The following is a 16,142-nucleotide window of genomic DNA, read 5'->3' as shown; positions in this document are numbered from 1 at the left end:
ATTCATCGGCGTGTATAACGCCGCACGTTTGCTTTAGAAGCGCAAACGGAAAAGATCTAGAATAGTGCGGATCGCGCGCAACAATGCGAGACATGGCGCGCGTCCAGTAGGAGTAGAAAAAATGGCGGAGAAGTGGAGCCCGGAAACATGGAGATCGAAGCCGATCTTGCAGGTTCCGGAATACCCGGATCAAGAGACTGTGGCGAGTGTTGAACAGCGCCTGTCGACGTATCCGCCGCTCGTGTTTGCAGGTGAGGCGCGCGCGCTGAAACAGCAACTCGCCGATGTCGCTGCCGGCAACGGTTTTCTGCTGCAGGGCGGTGACTGTGCAGAGAGCTTTGCCGAGCACCATCCCGATCACATCCGCGACTTTTTCCGCGTCTTTCTTCAGATGGCGGTTGTTCTGACCTACGCTGCGAGCCAGCCTGTCGTTAAGGTTGGCCGCATCGCGGGCCAATTCGCAAAACCGCGCTCGTCGAATTTTGAAAAGAAGGACGACGTGGAACTGCCGAGCTATCGCGGCGACATTATCAACGATATCAATTTTTCTTCAGACAGCCGGATACCGGATCCGGGCCGGATGGCGATGGCCTATCGCCAGTCTGCAGCGACCTTGAACCTTCTTCGTGCGTTTGCGCAAGGCGGTTTCGCCAACCTTGATCAGGTGCACCAGTGGATGCTCGGCTTTATTACCGACAGCCCGCAAGGTCACCGATACAAGGAACTGGCCGACCGGATCACGGAAGCCCTGGCATTCATTCGCGCGTGCGGCATCAGCTCGGACAATGTGCCGCAAATGCGTGGCACAGATTTCTTCACAAGCCACGAAGCGTTGCTGCTGGGCTACGAAGAAGCGCTCACGCGTGTCGATTCCACTTCCGGAGACTGGTACGCGACATCGGGCCACATGCTCTGGATCGGTGACCGGACACGGCAACCGGACCATGCGCATGTTGAATTCTTCCGCGGGATCAAAAACCCGATCGGCTTGAAATGCGGACCGTCGCTGACACCTGACGGATTGATGGAGCTTATCGACCTTCTCAACCCGGACAATGAGCCTGGTCGTTTGACCCTGATCGCGCGCTTTGGTGCGGACAAGGTGTTCGACCATTTGCCGCAACTAGTTCAGGCTGTTGAGCGCGAAGGCAGGTCGGTGATCTGGTCATGCGACCCCATGCACGGCAATACCATCACGGCGGGCGGCTACAAAACCAGACCGTTCGACCGCATCCTGAAAGAGGTGGAGAGTTTCTTTGAAGTCCACAGGGCCGAAGGAACGCATGCCGGCGGTGTCCATGTCGAAATGACCGGCCGCAACGTCACCGAATGCACGGGCGGTGCGCGTGCTCTGACTGCCGAGCAACTCGGTGACCGCTATCACACGCATTGCGATCCGCGCCTGAATGCAGACCAGGCCTTGGAATTGGCGTTCCTGATCGCCGAAAACCTCAAGAAAGAACGTGACGGACGCCAGGCTCAACCGATCGCCGCAAGCGCCTGAGCAGGCGTTCAAGTCTCATAACGGTACCTTGAAGGGTGGCTCCGGCCACCCTTTTTGGTTCTCAAAGCGGGCTTTGTGAAATTTTTGCAACTCTAGTAAGCCACATTTAACGCTCGTTTCTCATATTGGGCCTCATTGACTTGAGTGGCGGAGAAACCGAGTTGCGTGACAAGTGGGATCTTTCGAGAATTTCGTGCCTGATCGCGGAAGACAATCCACACATGCGCACGATCGTACGTTCGGTGCTCTCCGGTTTCGGCGTCCGGTCCATCTTTGAAGCAAGTGATGGTGCTGAGGCTTTGGAACTGGTCGTCGACCGCAAGCCAGACATCGTTTTGCTCGACTGGGTCATGAACCCATTTGGCGGCAGTGAATTCCTGAGAATTTTGCGCGGTGACCACGATATGGTGATTTCAACCGTGCCGGTTCTCGTGATTTCAGCACATGCCAACCGCGCGACCATCCTGGAGGCGATGGGAATCGGTGTCCACGGTTTTGTCGCCAAGCCGATTGCTCCGGCGATTCTCTACCGCCACATCGGAGATATTCTCGAGCGGCAGGAAATGCAGGGCAGGTCAAAAGGCATAATGGGACCCGGTTCTCAGCAAAAGTCGAGAAAGCTCAACATCGCCGGTATCTCTGATGATGCATCCGATGCAGAGCCGGAAGACGATACCGGGCTTGCGCTGCTGTAGTGTTGATGCGTTGGTCGGTTATACGGATCTGAGTGATTGCAACCATCCGGCCTTGGCGCTAAATCAGGGATGAAAGACTCATCCTGGTGCTATTCCCATGATTACCGATCAATTCAGGCTGGCGGTTGCGCAGCTCAATCCGACAGTAGGTGACGTTTCCGGCAATGCGGAGCTTGTCCGCAAGGCACGTCGCGACGCTGCCGACAAAGGCGCGCATCTGGTTCTTTTCTCCGAACTGGTTCTTGCAGGCTATCCGCCGGAAGACCTCGTTCTGAAGCCGGCCTTCGTTCAAAGATGCATGGAAGCCGCCGAGCAGCTTGCTGCCGAGACCTCCGATGGTGGCCCCGGGCTTGTGGTCGGAACGCCTTGGGTGGGCAGCGACGGAGAGGTGTACAACGCGGTTGTTCTTTTGGACCAGGGTGAAGTGCGCGCAGTGCGTTACAAATACGATCTGCCCAATTACAGCGTTTTCGACGAAAAACGGGTGTTTACCGCCGGACCGCTGCCCGGACCCGTTGATTTTCGAGGCGTGCGCATAGGCTTGCCGGTCTGTGAAGATATCTGGAATGATGAAGTCTGCGAGTGCCTAGAGGAAACAGGTGCGGAGCTGCTTCTGGTTCCTAATGGATCGCCTTATTGGGTAAATCGCGCCGAGGAACGGCTGCAGATTGTTGTATCGCGCGTCGTCGAAACCGGCTTGCCGCTTGTCTACTGCAATCAGCTTGGCGGGCAGGATGAACTTGTGTTCGACGGCGGCTCGTTCGCGCTGCAGGCGGACCGTTCGCTTGCATTCCAGATGCCCCAGTTCGAAGCGGCGCTCGGCATCAGCGACTGGAAGAGGTCAGGCGACGGCTGGATTTGCGAAAGCGGCGAGGTCGCGAAACTGCCGGATCTCGACGAAGCCAACTGGCGCGCCTGTGTTCTGGGGCTTGGCGACTATGTCGACAAGAACGGGTTTCCGGGCGTCGTACTGGGCTTGTCAGGTGGTATCGATTCGGCAATTTGCGCGGCGATGGCGGTCGATGCCCTTGGTGCCGACCGCGTTCACGCGATCATGCTTCCTTATCGATATACGTCTGACGAAAGCATCAAGGATGCGGCAGCTTGCGCGTCGGCACTCGGAATACGCTATGACACGGTGCCGATTGCCGAGCCTGTCGAAGGCTTCAGATCCGCGCTGGGCGGTCTCTTTGCTGGAACCAACGAAGACACGACGGAGGAAAATCTCCAGTCGCGTGCGCGCGGCGTCATTCTCATGGCGGTTTCCAACAAGTTTGGCCGGATGGTCATGACCACGGGCAACAAGTCCGAAATGTCAGTCGGGTATGCGACCCTTTATGGGGACATGAACGGAGGCTACAACCCGATCAAGGATCTCTATAAGACCCAGGTCTATCACCTTTCAGCCTGGCGCAACGCTCAAAAACCTGCCGGTTTGCTCGGTCCCGATGGTGAAGTGATACCCACCAACATCATCACCAAGGTTCCAACGGCGGAGCTGCGGGAGAACCAGACTGACCAGGATTCCCTGCCACCCTATGATGTCCTGGATGATATTCTCGAATGTCTTGTCGAGGAGGAGATGTCTGTCGGCGAGATCGAAAAACGCGGACATGACAAAGCTCTGATTCACAGGATCGAGCATTTGCTTTATATTGCCGAGTACAAGCGGCGCCAGGCGCCACCGGGCGTCAAGATCACCGAACGGAATTTCGGCAAGGATCGCAGATACCCAATCACAAACCGGTTCCGGGACCGCAGTTGATTTCTGTCCGGAGCCGTAACCCCTCCTGATTTGTCCCGTTTCGGGCAAACGGCTTCGTCGACATGAGCTACTTCACTTTCCTGCGCGACAACGCGCGCTGGCTTTCGTCCAGTTATCTGCTGGCGGTGTTCTCAGGGTTTGGGCAAACTTTCTTCATTTCCCTGTCCGCTGGTGACTTGCGCGCAGAATTCGGTCTGACCCACGGCGAACTGGGACTTTTGTACATGCTGGCAACGCTCGGCAGTGCATTGATCCTGCCTTATGTGGGCAAGAGCCTGGACCACTTTCCCGTTCAGAAAATTGCTCTGGTCGTCATCGCAGGGTTGGCGCTGTTCTGCCTTGCAATGGCGCACACATTTGCGGTGTGGACAGTTGCTGTCGCGTTTTTCGGGCTTCGGCTTTGCGGGCAGGGGATGATGACGCACACATCGATCACGGCCGCCGGGCGCTGGTTCTCCGCGCAAAGAGGAAGGGCCGTGTCGATTGCCATGCTGGGATTCCCGACAGCTGAAGCCCTGTTTCCTCTTTGCTTCGTCGTTTTGAGCAATACAATCGGCTGGCGCGGTGCGTGGACGGCATCGTCCCTTGTCCTTGTGCTTGTCGCGATCCCGGTCATGATGATTCTTCTGGCCAAAGAGCGCACGCCTTCAGCGGCCGAAATCGCGTCAGCCAAGGTCGAAGGACGGCAATGGACACGTAAGGAAGCGTTGCTCGATCCGCGTTTCTGGCTTGTTTCACTTGGCCTTAACGCTCCGGCATTCATTGCAACGGCCATCTTCTTCCATCAGGTCTATCTTGTCGAATTGCGCGGTTGGTCTCTTGAAGTGTTTGCGAGCGCGTTTTTCCTGATGGCGGCGGGTGTCGTCTGTGCATCGCTTGCAATCGGCCCGCTGATTGACCGGTTCTCCGCGCGGCAACTGCTGCCCTATGCTTTGATTCCCCTGACGCTGGCCTGTCTTGTGCTTGCGAATTTTAATGCCCAGGCTGCGGCCTTCGTGTTTCTGGGCCTGGTCGGCATCAGCCATGGTTTCAATGGTACGCTTGTTGGCGCATTCTGGCCCGAGGTCTATGGGACCAGGCATATGGGGGCGATCCGCGCCGTTGCCTTTTCCATTATGGTATTCGCCTCCGCCGCCGGGCCCGGTCTGGTCGGCTGGCTGATCGATATCGGCGTTGCTTTCAATACTCAGATCATCGCGATGGGGCTTTATTGCCTCCTTTTCACCGGCGTTCTGGCCGCAATGTCGCGGGCATATGCAAGGCACTAAGCCTCGGACGTCATCAATTTGCCGCGCCGGTCATTGAGCGATGGCCCACCGCGTTGCTCCCGGTCCGATTGATTTTGTTTCCTTCAATGCCCATATTAGAGGCGTAGGCGCTATGTGGCGGACAATGCCCCTGACGCATTTCAATGTCAGGCACAACTGTTCAGCTTAGGTTCAGGATAGCTGCGTAAAATGGCTGCGAAACTTGAAAATTCACGCGTTTTGAGCTATGTTGGAGGTATGGAGATGAAAAGTATGATTAGAAAAGTATCATATGTAGGGGTCATGCTGGCGGCATTGCAGTTTGCAAGTGCTGTGGCTCAGGCCACCCCGTATCTGCCCCAGCCATAATCCGGCGCACCCAAGAAACCTGTAAGTGCTTGAAATCGCATTCTTACTGAATGCGGTTTATCTTGCTTTGGTTTCTCCGCAACAGCGAACGCAGATTGTATCTCAACTCAGCCTGAACGCTATCAAGCTTGAAATTGCGCAACGCGTCGCGATTTTGCTGCGTGGCTTCGTTTCGCGCCAGAACTTCGAGCGCGAGGGTCGCCGCATTGTCGATAAGGTCCAGCCGGTCGCGAAGCCAGGCGACATGATTTGTGGAGATATTGCGTTTTGCCTCGGTGAGGTGCTCCACATACAAGGCATAGATGTGAAGAAACGATGCTCTTTGTTGGCGCACGATGATTTCAGGGTGGTCCAACACTTCAATTGAGCAGTTCAGATCGATATTTGCGATGACTTCGGCCAAATGCCCGGCATCTTTTCCGAAAAGATCGTTGAAGTCGGGGTGACCAAGCGCGCGCTGCACGTAAATGGACTGAATGGTGTAATAGAGGTAACTGAACGTTCCAGCCTGCCTCAGTGAGAGAAATCCGCCGCCATACCCCAATGCGTCCTTGTCCACCCCATCGTCGGGGCAGGCAAATGAAAAGCCCGGATCGCGGTTAAATCGGGACTCCACCAGTGTTTCGGAGCTGCCGACGACGTGATTGCCGTACATTTCCTCGTGCGGAATCCGGCGATCGATCTGCTTGATCAGATTGCTATAGAACTTCAAGTTCTTAAGATGCATTTCAAGTACGTCCGGGGGCGGGGACTGCGTCTCGGTAATGAAGAAATCCTCGACCATGAAAATCACGTCGAAGAGGGCTCGTTGCAGGTACCAGAATTCTGCATCGGAGACGCTGGCGCCCTTGAACCGTTTCTTGAACTTGTCGACGTCCTCGTTCAGCGCACGGATCGCTGCCAGCTTCTGGTTGTCCATGTACAGAAGAGAAGCATAAATCGTCGCGAGATAAGGCCTCAGGGAAACGGAGGCGAGTTCGAGATCGACCGGGAGATTGATGTCCCCAATCTTGAGATCCGAACATACAGCGACACCATGGTAGTCAGCCCCGAACGTCTTGATCTCGGTGAAGGCAGTGGTAATCGAACTGACTGAATTTTCGTCCAGGTTGTTGAACTTGTTGACAACGTCTGCGATGCGCCCCTCTATTTTCTGTTTCCTCAGAGTTTGGGCTGGCGAAAGGTCTTCGCCTTCCAGTTTTTCCAGCTCGATCAGATTGAGATAGAGCGCGCCGATGAGCGGACGAAATTCCGCGATCTGGTTGAAGAGGTAGCGGCGATCGGCCGTTTTTTCGAGCGATCCTGCAATACATCCGAAGAACGACTTGAAGGATGTCTCGAAGTTCTGGGTCATCCGGCCGTGGTTCAGGATTGCTTCAAGTTTCGGGTCGACGGGAGCGGGAACAGGTTGAGGATCAGCGCTGACTGCGAGAGCAGCGACGGTGGCAACCGGCAGCGGCGGGCGGATGTCGTTTGTCGCGCTGAATCCGCTTTCGGCTTCGTGAGCCGCCAGAACTTCGGCGAGGTCGGGATTGTGGGCCTTGATGTATCCATAGTCCCTTTTCATCGTTGAGATCATGCCCTTGATCGGACCAAACCCGCCAAGGAAGAAGGATTCCTTGTTGCCCCCGTTACCGTTGTCGTTCTTGTTTGTATTCACCGACTGCGCTTCCTGACCGCTCGATTGCCTGGAGGCAGGTTGTGCGAGCTGGAAGTTCACCTTGCCGTCGTTCAGGCTCACGGAGCGCAGCAGCTCATCCAGCGATGCGGTCGTCATCCCGGCGATCAAGAGGAAAACAAGGGCGACACCTTCGATCTTCTCAAGAAGCGTCAGCTTCGATTCCGCGGGTCTGCGGTAGTTTTTGGCGACCCATACGGCAAGCAAGCCGCCAAATACGATCCCGAGGATCAGTTTGGAGACGATCGCCGATGTCAGAAACTCATGCCAGCGGTAAAGATGATTGTAGCTTGGCAGTATTCCGGTCACGCTGAGCAGTATCGCAAGTCCAAACAGGATCAGGAAGAATATGAAGACAAGTGCGATCAGTATGTCAGCACGCACGACTGCTTTGATGTACTTGTTGTCGAATAATTGTCTGTGGTCCGTGCCCTGAATATTTATCGTTCGTTCGTCGATCGTGATGATCGTTATCATGACAAGAAACGTAATAATCGATGAGATAATGAAGGTGGTGGTCATTGCCAGTCAGTCCTCAATATTACCACGTGCGTTTTTAGTTTTGTGCACTTTGCCCCGGTACTTGTCGTTCAATTGCATCAAGTGAAAAAAATAAAAAATCTCTCTCTTTATACTTATATCACATCAGTATAGATCATCAAATACTCTAGGAAATGCAACTTCAGTTTGTGTATCAGGTTGTTTTTTGTCTTCTCAAAGTACTTTTCTTCTTCAGATCGAGTTCCAATTTCGCAAGTGGCTGCGAGCAGGACAGCGTTGACTGATGCCGAGCGCGGCAACAGAACGCGGTTCCTTCTTTTTTGTGCCAGCGCCCAGTTATGTCTTGCCGCGCTCCGCGTCAGCGGCTAACTGAGGCGGCATGACCGTAACTGTACGTTTCGCGCCGTCGCCGACCGGCCACATTCACATCGGCAACAGCCGGCCCGCACTTTTCAACTGGCTGTTTGCCAGGAAGGAGGGCGGGCGCTTTATTCTGCGTTTCGACGACACCGATCTGGAGCGCTCGAAACAGGAATATGCAGATTCGATCGAGAAGGACCTTCGCTGGCTCGGTATCGAACCGGACGTGATTGAGCGGCAATCGGCGCGGGTCGCACGTTATGATGAAGCCGCGCGCAAGCTGGAAGACGCGGGTCTTCTCTATCCGTGTTACGAGACGCCGGACGAACTTGAGCGCCGCCGCTCGCGTCAGCGAGCTCTCGGCCGCCCGCCCGTTTACGACCGCGCGGGACTTAAGCAGAGTGAAGACGAAAGGGTCGCGTTCGAGAAAGAAGGCAGAAAGCCACATTGGCGCTTTGTGCTTCCCAATCACGACGGCGATCCATTTGAAACCAGGCGAACAGATGTGAGCTGGACGGATCTTTGCCGCGGCGACCAGACGGTCGACCTGGCGTCGCTGTCCGATCCGGTTCTGATCCGGGCCGACGGCACGTATCTCTATACGCTGCCATCTATCGTCGACGATATCGATATGGGGGTCACGCACGTCATCCGCGGCGAAGACCACGTGGCGAACACCGGGGTACAATTAGCCATCTTCGAGGCACTGGGGGCGCCGGTGCCTGCATTCGGGCATCACAATTTGCTGACGACACGTGACGGTGAGGGGCTCTCGAAGCGCAAGGGAGCGCTTTCCATCGGTTCATTGCGCGATGAGGGTCTGGAACCCATGTCGGTCGCCTCGCTCGCTGTTCTGACTGGAACAAGCCAGGCAGTCGAACCCCTTCCGGACATGGACGCACTGATCGAAAAGTTCGATCTGAAAAATGTCTCCCGGTCCTCTGCGAAATTCGATCCCGAAGAGCTGAAAAGCCTGAATGCCAGGCTGGTGCATGAACTGCCTTTCGGCGCGGTTGAAACGCACCTGTCGGAGCTTGGCGTCGGCGGTGGTGTTGAATTCTGGGAGATCGTGCGCGGTAACTGCGTAGTGGTGTCCGACGCACTGGAATTCTGGAAGGTTGTCACCGGACCGGTTGAAGGCAGGGTTGAGGACGAGGACCGCGAGTTTGTCGCCCAGGCCAAGACGCTACTGCCCGGCGGTGAGGTGACTGCAGAGACCTGGGGTACCTGGACAACCGCCTTGAAATCGGAAACGGGGCGAAAGGGCCGCGGTCTGTTCATGCCGCTTCGGCGTGTCCTGACCGGCATGGATCACGGACCGGACATGAAGGCGTTGCTGCCGTTTATTGGGCGACAAAATATTCTGGACCGACTACCCTGACAGGTGAGGATCTTTCCGGCGCGGGCCGAAAGCCCGGGTCTTCGGTCTTGAAGACCGGCGCGGCTGACACGGCTTCGATCGAACCGTCTTCAGTCTTGCGCAGTGTCAGCAATGGAAAACCATCTTCAGAGGCCGTGTCGGTGGCTGATGCCTGCGATGCAGTCGCCATTCTAACTTGTGCGAATGCCGCCACCGATGTGACGTCAAAGCCTTTTTCAAGATTGAAAAGTGTGCCAGGATCGTCGTAACGGGGCAACTGGGCGGGAAGCAGGGGCGTCATGGCCAGGGCTGATGGTTTTGCCCTTTCTTCTTCATATGTGCTGCCAAGGCTCGGCTGCTGTGTACGGCGCGGAAGCCCTGCGCTTATGTCGGCGAAAAAGAACCTTTGTCCTGACGACGTGCCGACTTCGGACCAGGCAGAGCGCGTTTTCGCCTGCTTGGACTGGCGGCAGCTGCATCCCTCCACAAACTCGGATTTGTAACGGAACGCGAAGGGCTGATCGGCATAGGGTACGCCGGCGAGCGACGTCATCTGAGACTGGTCTCCGCCCGGGTTGCGATAGATGTAGAGTTCGGTTGGTGCTGCTGGGCAGATTTCGGAACACCGCGCCTCGTCGTTCGCAAACTGGCTTTTGCCTGCCGAAAAACTCACCGGAAAAAAATAGCCGTCGCACGTGCGCACACAAAGCGTGCGGAAGGCACTGCCGGACGGCAGCCGCCGTCGTGTGTTGTCCCGCTTGTGTTGTGACCTGACGGAGGAGGTTTCCCTGTCTCCAGTCCTGGCCGATGTCTGCTGGGCCTTTGACTCAGGGTTGAAGAGGCGGGCCAACAGCGATTTTGGTTTTTCGGCGTTCACCGGCCTTTCGGATGAGGCTTGACGCTGCCGTTGCGTCTTGGGCGCATTGCAGCTTTGTCTTTCCAGGGACGCACGCACTTGGCGTATGCGTCTGGTGTTTTTTGTGTTGGTGCCGCCTGCTTTGCTCAACTGACGCTCGATCGCAGACAGATTGGACTTCATGCGTTTGATTTTTTGATTGAGGTCCTGGCACTTGGCGGTGGGGTTTCGCGAACATCCGAAGTGTCGGGCGTCCCGCGTTGCCGCTGAGATTGCCTTTTCCTGTTGTCTTTTCGCCGTGGACCATTTGACTGCCGCAGGCGATTTGGCTCTCGAACCGGATTCCAGTTGCCGCAATTCGGACTTCAATGCCGCGCAGGTCGCCGCATAGGCAGCGTTAAGAGGCAGCAGCAGCGTTACAAGCACGCCTGCGGCTTGCGCAATCCTGACAGACCTGGCTTTTGAGTGCCGCGCCATCGATTATCCCCTGCAGCGCAATCCCGCGCCAAACCGTCCATAGCGATCACAAAAGTATCGCTTCTGTCCCTATCAATAGCAACGAAAGCTCTCACGTTCGGTTAATGCTGCCGCACCCGGCTTGTGGACATTCAAGTTTCGTCCCGTTGACGCACCGCCTGGTGCAAACGGTTGAATACGTCGTTCAACAGGTGCTTTTGCTCGCTCGTAAGGGCATTTTGCAGCTCGTCCGAGTAAGCAAGCGCTTTGGGAATGATGTCTTCGTAGACCGCCGTGCCGTTTGAAGTCAGCCTCAGCGTTTGTTCACGCATGTCTTCAGGGTTTTTGACCCTCATGATGAAGTCTCGACTTTCAAGAGCGGCGACCGCGCGGCTGACTTTGGTTTTGTGCATTGACGTTGCCACGCTAATGTCCCGGGCCGTCATCGCCCCGCGCTCACCAAGCATTGCGATCACGCGCCATTCAGGAATGCCGATCCCGTATTTCTCGGCATAAATCTTCGAAAAGGAACGGCTGACAGTCTCTGCGAGATGATTGAGCTGATAGGGCAAAAAACGATTGAGCTCCAGAACGGGTCTTTCGCCGTCGTCCTTGGAAACCGGTCCTTTGTTGAAAGGTGTTTTTTGCGACATGGGATTGAGCTGCCTTGAAGACGATGGTCTGCCGAAATGGATCTGCAAAATTCAATGCCGTGATCCGGCCATTTTGTACCACTAGCAAGTATAGCTGATCGAGTTGAAGACGAAAGACAGTGAGCGCTGCTTCGTAAAAGTATGAGGAACGTAAGCAGTTTCGCCGGAGAGCTTCGCCGGATGAAGTCATGAAGTGCTGAAATTGGCTGACCTATCTGTTGATAAAGAAGGAATAGTTAAGGAATTGGCACGTGGAAAATTGCGAATCAGAGACGGAAACTGAGACGCTACAGTCAACAGGTTAGTGGTGTATGGCAGGTAGAAAGATCCTGGAAGTCAATCAGACAGCTGGCATGAAAGCGAGGCCGCAATGACGAACGAATCGAACAACTCCGAGCTTTCTCCAGGAGCGAACGAACGGTTCGAGGAAATTGGCCGCGGCTGCTACGCATTCAGTGCTGACGGCTGCTCGAACACGGGTGTGATCGTCGGTGAGCGGGGCGTGCTGATCGTCGATGCACAGGCGACACCAGAATTGGCCGCCAAGGTTTTGGAGAAAATCAGGGAAAAAACCGACAAGCCGATCAAGCAGGTCGTGTTGACGCATTTTCATGCAGACAGCACGCTTGGGGCCCAGGCTTTTGATGCCGGCGAGATTGTCGCGTCCGATCTTACACGGCGCATGATGGATACGCGCGGTGCGGAAGAAATACTGGTTGCCCGGGATCGGCTGCCTGGGCTTTTCTCCGGTCTGCCGTCGAATGTCGGCGTTAGCCTGCCGAGCATGACAATCGCGTCTTCCATGTCCATCGACCTGGGTAATTTGGATGTACGCTTGATGCATCTGGGCAGGGGCCACACGATGGGAGACGTCTTGGTCTGGGTGCCGGGAAGCTCGGTGATTTTTGCAGGCGATCTGGTTCAAACGTCGTCTGTGCCGTATTGCGGTGATGCGCATCTGGCCGATTGGCCGCGGGCTCTTGACCGGATTACCGCTTTTCGGCCGACAGCACTCATGCCCGGACGCGGACGCTCGGCCATCGGCGCATCTGCCGTTGCGCATGCCATTGAAAACACGAGGGAGTTCGTGACGACGCTGCAGGAAGCAGCTTCAGCCTGCGTGGAACAGAGGCTGGGCCTCAAGGACACGTTCAATGCCGTCAAGGACGCGTTGGGTCCACAATTCGGTTCTAAGGCCGATTTCGATCTACACCTGTCGTTCAACGTGGCAAGGGCCTATGACGAGGCACTCGGCCTGGACCAGCCGCAGATCTGGTCTCGCGAGAGATGCGCCGACTTGAAGGATGCGCTGGACGGTGTCGTGAATACGGATCAGCCAGTGGAAAACGAGACCGAATTGCCGGCGTCCGAAGAGGCCGTGGATGACGTGGAGGCCAGGATTACCGCTGAACTGGTCTCCGATAACGATTTTGCCGCTTCGTTACTCGAAAAGCAGGCGAGCGAAGAGACGGATGAAGAAGAGATACTGGACCTTTCCACGAACGATATAGTTGGTCCCGAAGCGGTGGAATACGAAGTCGAAGAAACGGAATCGGCGGAGCATGAGGCCGATGAGCCAAGGGTTTTGATGGAGGCGGCGCGTTAGCGGCGATCGCCAGCACCGGCCCGACAAAGCTGAGTGATATACAGAGCGCGCGCCTCAAGGCGCGCGTTTTGAGTCTGCGGCAAACCTCTTTGCCTCTGCTTGATCGCCCGACCATGATCACCACATGTGAAGCCATCCAAACAATGGAGGTTTTTGATGCGTTTTTGTACTGTCGCCGCACTCGTGCTTACCAGCCTCATCCTGGGAACAGGATCTGCTCTGGCATCGGACGAGCCGGATTTGATTTTCAAGAAATCGACTGTTTGGAAATTTCTGACACCCGATCATAAGCTGGCCACTTACGCGATCGACGATCCGCTGGTGGAGGGTGTATCGTGTCACTTTACCGTCCCGGAGAAAGGGGGCGTGTCAGGGTGGCTTGGCGTTGCTGAGGAGGTCTCAGACGTATCGCTGGCCTGCCGTCAGGTCGGCCCGGTGACCATCAAGGAAAAGTTCGAGCAGGGCGAGGAAATGTTTCGTCAGCGTAGGTCTTTGGTGTTCAAGAAAATGCAGATCGTGCGTGGCTGTGACGAAAAACGGAATGTGCTGGTCTATCTCGTTTATTCGGACAAACTGATTGAAGGCAGTCCGAAAAACTCCACTTCCACGGTGCCGCTGATGCCGTGGGGGGACAAGGCGCCTCCAAAATGCGCTGACTACGTTACCGATTGATCGCGCTTCGCAAGCTGGACGCTGGAAAGTCAGTCTGCGTCCAGCTTTTCAAGATGTTTACCGACCGGCAAGTCGGCGTCGGCACAAAAGTGCTTGTAGAGCATTGCCATGATGTCTCTGACCGGCTCGCTCGAAAGCCGATAATAGATGGTCGTGCCTTCCCGGCGCGTGGATACAAGGCCCTGGGCGCGCAGCAACGACAACTGTTGTGAAACGGTGGGCATCCGCATGCCTGTCGCTTCGGCAAGTTCGCTGACACAGCGCTCTTCTTCGAGGACAAGACACATCAAAAGCAGACGGGGGGCAGATGCCATCATCTTTAGAAAGTCTGCCGCGGACTCCGCTTTATCTTCTAGAGTTTTGTAGTCCATGGGTGGACTCTGCCAAACACAAGGTAAAACCGCAAGACCAAGTGGGCGAGAGGTCGTGAATTCTGCACGTTCTTTTAAATTCGGCCTGCGACAGTGACGATGATGTTGCCATCACCGCATCCGGCACCCTTCAGCAAACAAAGGCTTTTGTGCTGCAGGTCGTTGCCGAACGCCTTGGTGCCGTCGGTTATTGCAATGATCGCGGCGAAAGGTCCACCGAGGACAACGGCCAGGAAAAGAATGACAAAGAAGCGGTTCAACATGTGTGTCTCCAAAGAGCGATCGGTAACGATTGCCCGGAGACTACGATGAGGGCCTTGAACTCACGCTGAGCGTGGCGTTCAGCGTCCGTTCACATTCGTAAACGCCAATAAAGAGTAATGTTTTCCAGCGGCTTATGACGTCAGAGGTTTTCCGTCATTGCCTTGCGCAAGGCCTTTAGAAGCACCTCGTCGCGCTCGTAGATGTCTTTTCGGAAATGGGTCGACCCATCCTTGTTCATCCAGGCCGTCAAATAGGTCAGATGCACTTCTATGGGAACTTTGGGCTTGATGATTGTGCGCTTCCGGCTGTCACGGATCTGCTCCCAGTGACCGGGCGTGGAATTGTTGTCGGTCAACAGGACGTCTGCGAGCGCAAACGGGTTCGAGGCCCGGATACAGCCATGACTGTAGGCCCGCTCGGCGCGTGAAAACAGCGACTTGGAGGGCGTGTCATGAATGTAGATGTTGAATTCGTTCGGAAACATGAACTTGATACGCCCGAGAGCGTTGCCGTCACCGGGGTCCTGGCGCAGGCGAAACGGAAAGTTGCCACCCGAATAGCTGTTCCAGGCAACCTGTGTCGCCGCGACCTCGCTGCCATCTTGAAAGACCCGAATATTCTGACGGCTGAGCGCCGAGGGATTCTGCTTCAACTTCGGCAGATACTCCTTCGTTGCGATCGAGTAGGGCACATTCCAAAACGGATTGATCTCGACATATTCCAGCTGATCGGAAAAGACGGGTGTCGCGTGATACGGCTTGCCGACAACAACACGCGTGGTGTGGATCGTCTTGCCGCTGCGAACCACCTTCAGGTTCTGGTCCGCGAGGTTCACGAAGACGTAGAATTCTCCAAGGTCGTCACGCATCCAGCGGCGGCGCTCCATGTTGAGTTCCATCTGGATGAGCTTGTCCTGAATGGGAATATTAAGCCGCGCAAGCGTGTTCTTGCCGATCACGCCATCCATCGCCAGGCCGTGGTGGTCCTGAAACATTTTCACGGCCTCAACAAGAGCCCCATCATAAGTGTCTCCTGAATGCTCTGCTGCGCCTGGAATGTCTTCCTCGGTGAGGCGTTGCCGCAGGATCGCAATGCGCGGATCCGTCATGCCGGGTTTCAGCACTTCGCCATCCGGGATCGAGGTGAACCCGCCAGTCGCAGCCTTTTCCCGATATTGCGAAAGCCTGCGTTTCAGCCGCGCATAATTGTCGGACTGTGGCGGCAAGCTGTCCAGAAATGCGCTGAAGTCGACAGTCATTTCCGCATTTTCGAAAAACGGTTTCGGGTCCGGCCTGTCCGGGAAAAGATTCAGAGCCTTGTTGATCTTGTTGGGCTGCACACGTCCGGAGGAAAGATGCGTCGCATAGCGCAGAAACTGGCGCGAAAGCTCCAGATCGAACCGGGCCCAGTCTTCCGGCGTTTGCGCGGTTTCGGAAAGTTGTGCGAGCTCGAGCGGGGCATAGTTGTTCGGGTTCAGGGCATGTTCGTTTGCCTCCGCCATAGCGGCGATCGCCAGATGCGCTCTTTCTTTCAGGCCGGACTGATCAAACCAAGCCGGCGCAAATGCCCGCTCTGTGTAGTAGCCCTGAAGTCCTTCGGGAATGTCGGTTGACATCGCCGCCTTGATTGCAATCGCAATCGGTGTTGCGGGTTCCTGGGCAACTGTGGCCGCAATTTCCTGCGCGGGAGCGTTTTGTGTTGCAGCTTGTTCTGCGCTCACTGGTGTCACTGCAAAGGCGGACAAGAACAATACCAGCGACAAAGCAGTCCCGGTAGAAATACGAC

Annotated in this window: 13 protein-coding genes; 7 read left to right on the top strand and 6 right to left on the bottom strand. The window is 55.7% G+C overall.

All coding sequences use genetic code 11. The features are described from left to right. Window positions 1-121 precede the first annotated feature (121 nt). From Q0915_RS11755 to Q0915_RS11740, 4 genes are all read left to right on the top strand, one after another. Complete coding sequence (locus Q0915_RS11755) at window positions 122-1,504, top strand: class II 3-deoxy-7-phosphoheptulonate synthase (protein WP_299471616.1); 1,383 nt, start codon at window positions 122-124, stop codon at window positions 1,502-1,504. A gap of 161 nt (window positions 1,505-1,665) precedes the next feature. Further along, entirely contained in the window at window positions 1,666-2,199 is a 534-nt protein-coding gene (locus Q0915_RS11750; RefSeq protein ID WP_299471615.1) for a response regulator, read from the top strand. 97 nt (window positions 2,200-2,296) lie between these two features. After that, window positions 2,297-3,964: an NAD+ synthase gene (locus Q0915_RS11745; RefSeq protein ID WP_299471613.1), complete on the top strand. Its 1,668-nt coding sequence runs from the start codon at window positions 2,297-2,299 to the stop codon at window positions 3,962-3,964. Between the two features lie 62 nt (window positions 3,965-4,026). Beyond that, a complete protein-coding gene (locus Q0915_RS11740) occupies window positions 4,027-5,232 on the top strand; it encodes an MFS transporter (protein WP_299471611.1) in 1,206 nt (401 codons plus the stop codon). A 391-nt stretch (window positions 5,233-5,623) separates the two neighbouring features. Here Q0915_RS11740 and Q0915_RS11735 read toward each other — a convergent pair whose 3' ends face one another. After that, window positions 5,624-7,780 (bottom strand): hypothetical protein, encoded by a 2,157-nt coding sequence (locus Q0915_RS11735; RefSeq protein WP_299471609.1) that lies wholly within the window; start codon window positions 7,778-7,780, stop codon window positions 5,624-5,626. A 358-nt stretch (window positions 7,781-8,138) separates the two neighbouring features. Here Q0915_RS11735 and gltX point away from each other — a divergent pair, with 358 nt between their 5' ends. Then, window positions 8,139-9,500 (top strand): glutamate--tRNA ligase, encoded by a 1,362-nt coding sequence (gene gltX / locus Q0915_RS11730; RefSeq protein ID WP_299471607.1) that lies wholly within the window; start codon window positions 8,139-8,141, stop codon window positions 9,498-9,500. Here gltX and Q0915_RS11725 read toward each other — a convergent pair. After that, window positions 9,463-10,812 carry a DUF2865 domain-containing protein gene (locus Q0915_RS11725; RefSeq protein ID WP_299471605.1) on the bottom strand — a complete coding sequence of 450 codons (1,350 nt, stop codon included), beginning with the start codon at window positions 10,810-10,812 and terminating at the stop codon, window positions 9,463-9,465. The genes gltX and Q0915_RS11725 overlap by 38 nt on opposite strands. 131 nt (window positions 10,813-10,943) lie before the next feature. Next, window positions 10,944-11,444: a MarR family transcriptional regulator gene (locus tag Q0915_RS11720; protein WP_299471591.1), complete on the bottom strand. Its 501-nt coding sequence runs from the start codon at window positions 11,442-11,444 to the stop codon at window positions 10,944-10,946. A gap of 370 nt (window positions 11,445-11,814) precedes the next feature. On the opposite strand from Q0915_RS11720, the gene Q0915_RS11715 reads away from it, so the two are divergent. Beyond that, the gene (locus tag Q0915_RS11715) at window positions 11,815-13,050 is read left to right on the top strand and encodes an MBL fold metallo-hydrolase (RefSeq protein WP_299471589.1); all 1,236 of its coding nucleotides are present in this window, start codon (window positions 11,815-11,817) and stop codon (window positions 13,048-13,050) included. Window positions 13,051-13,206: 156 nt separating this feature from the next. Then, the gene (locus Q0915_RS11710) at window positions 13,207-13,722 is read left to right on the top strand and encodes a CreA family protein (RefSeq protein ID WP_299471587.1); all 516 of its coding nucleotides are present in this window, start codon (window positions 13,207-13,209) and stop codon (window positions 13,720-13,722) included. 29 nt (window positions 13,723-13,751) lie between these two features. Here Q0915_RS11710 and Q0915_RS11705 read toward each other — a convergent pair whose 3' ends face one another. From Q0915_RS11705 to Q0915_RS11695, 3 genes are all read right to left on the bottom strand, one after another. After that, a complete protein-coding gene (locus Q0915_RS11705) occupies window positions 13,752-14,093 on the bottom strand; it encodes a metalloregulator ArsR/SmtB family transcription factor (RefSeq protein WP_299471585.1) in 342 nt (113 codons plus the stop codon). 74 nt (window positions 14,094-14,167) lie between these two features. Then, window positions 14,168-14,356 (bottom strand): sugar transporter, encoded by a 189-nt coding sequence (locus Q0915_RS11700; RefSeq protein WP_299471582.1) that lies wholly within the window; start codon window positions 14,354-14,356, stop codon window positions 14,168-14,170. A 140-nt stretch (window positions 14,357-14,496) separates the two neighbouring features. Next, entirely contained in the window at window positions 14,497-16,077 is a 1,581-nt protein-coding gene (locus Q0915_RS11695; protein ID WP_299471580.1) for a L,D-transpeptidase family protein, read from the bottom strand. Window positions 16,078-16,142: the final 65 nt, after the last annotated feature.

Origin of the sequence: uncultured Roseibium sp. (assembly GCF_947494555.1) — a bacterium.
GTDB lineage: Bacteria > Pseudomonadota > Alphaproteobacteria > Rhizobiales > Stappiaceae > Roseibium.
The sequence above is the reverse complement of the archived record's forward strand: the minus strand, read 5'-3'. Positions and strand labels throughout refer to the sequence as shown.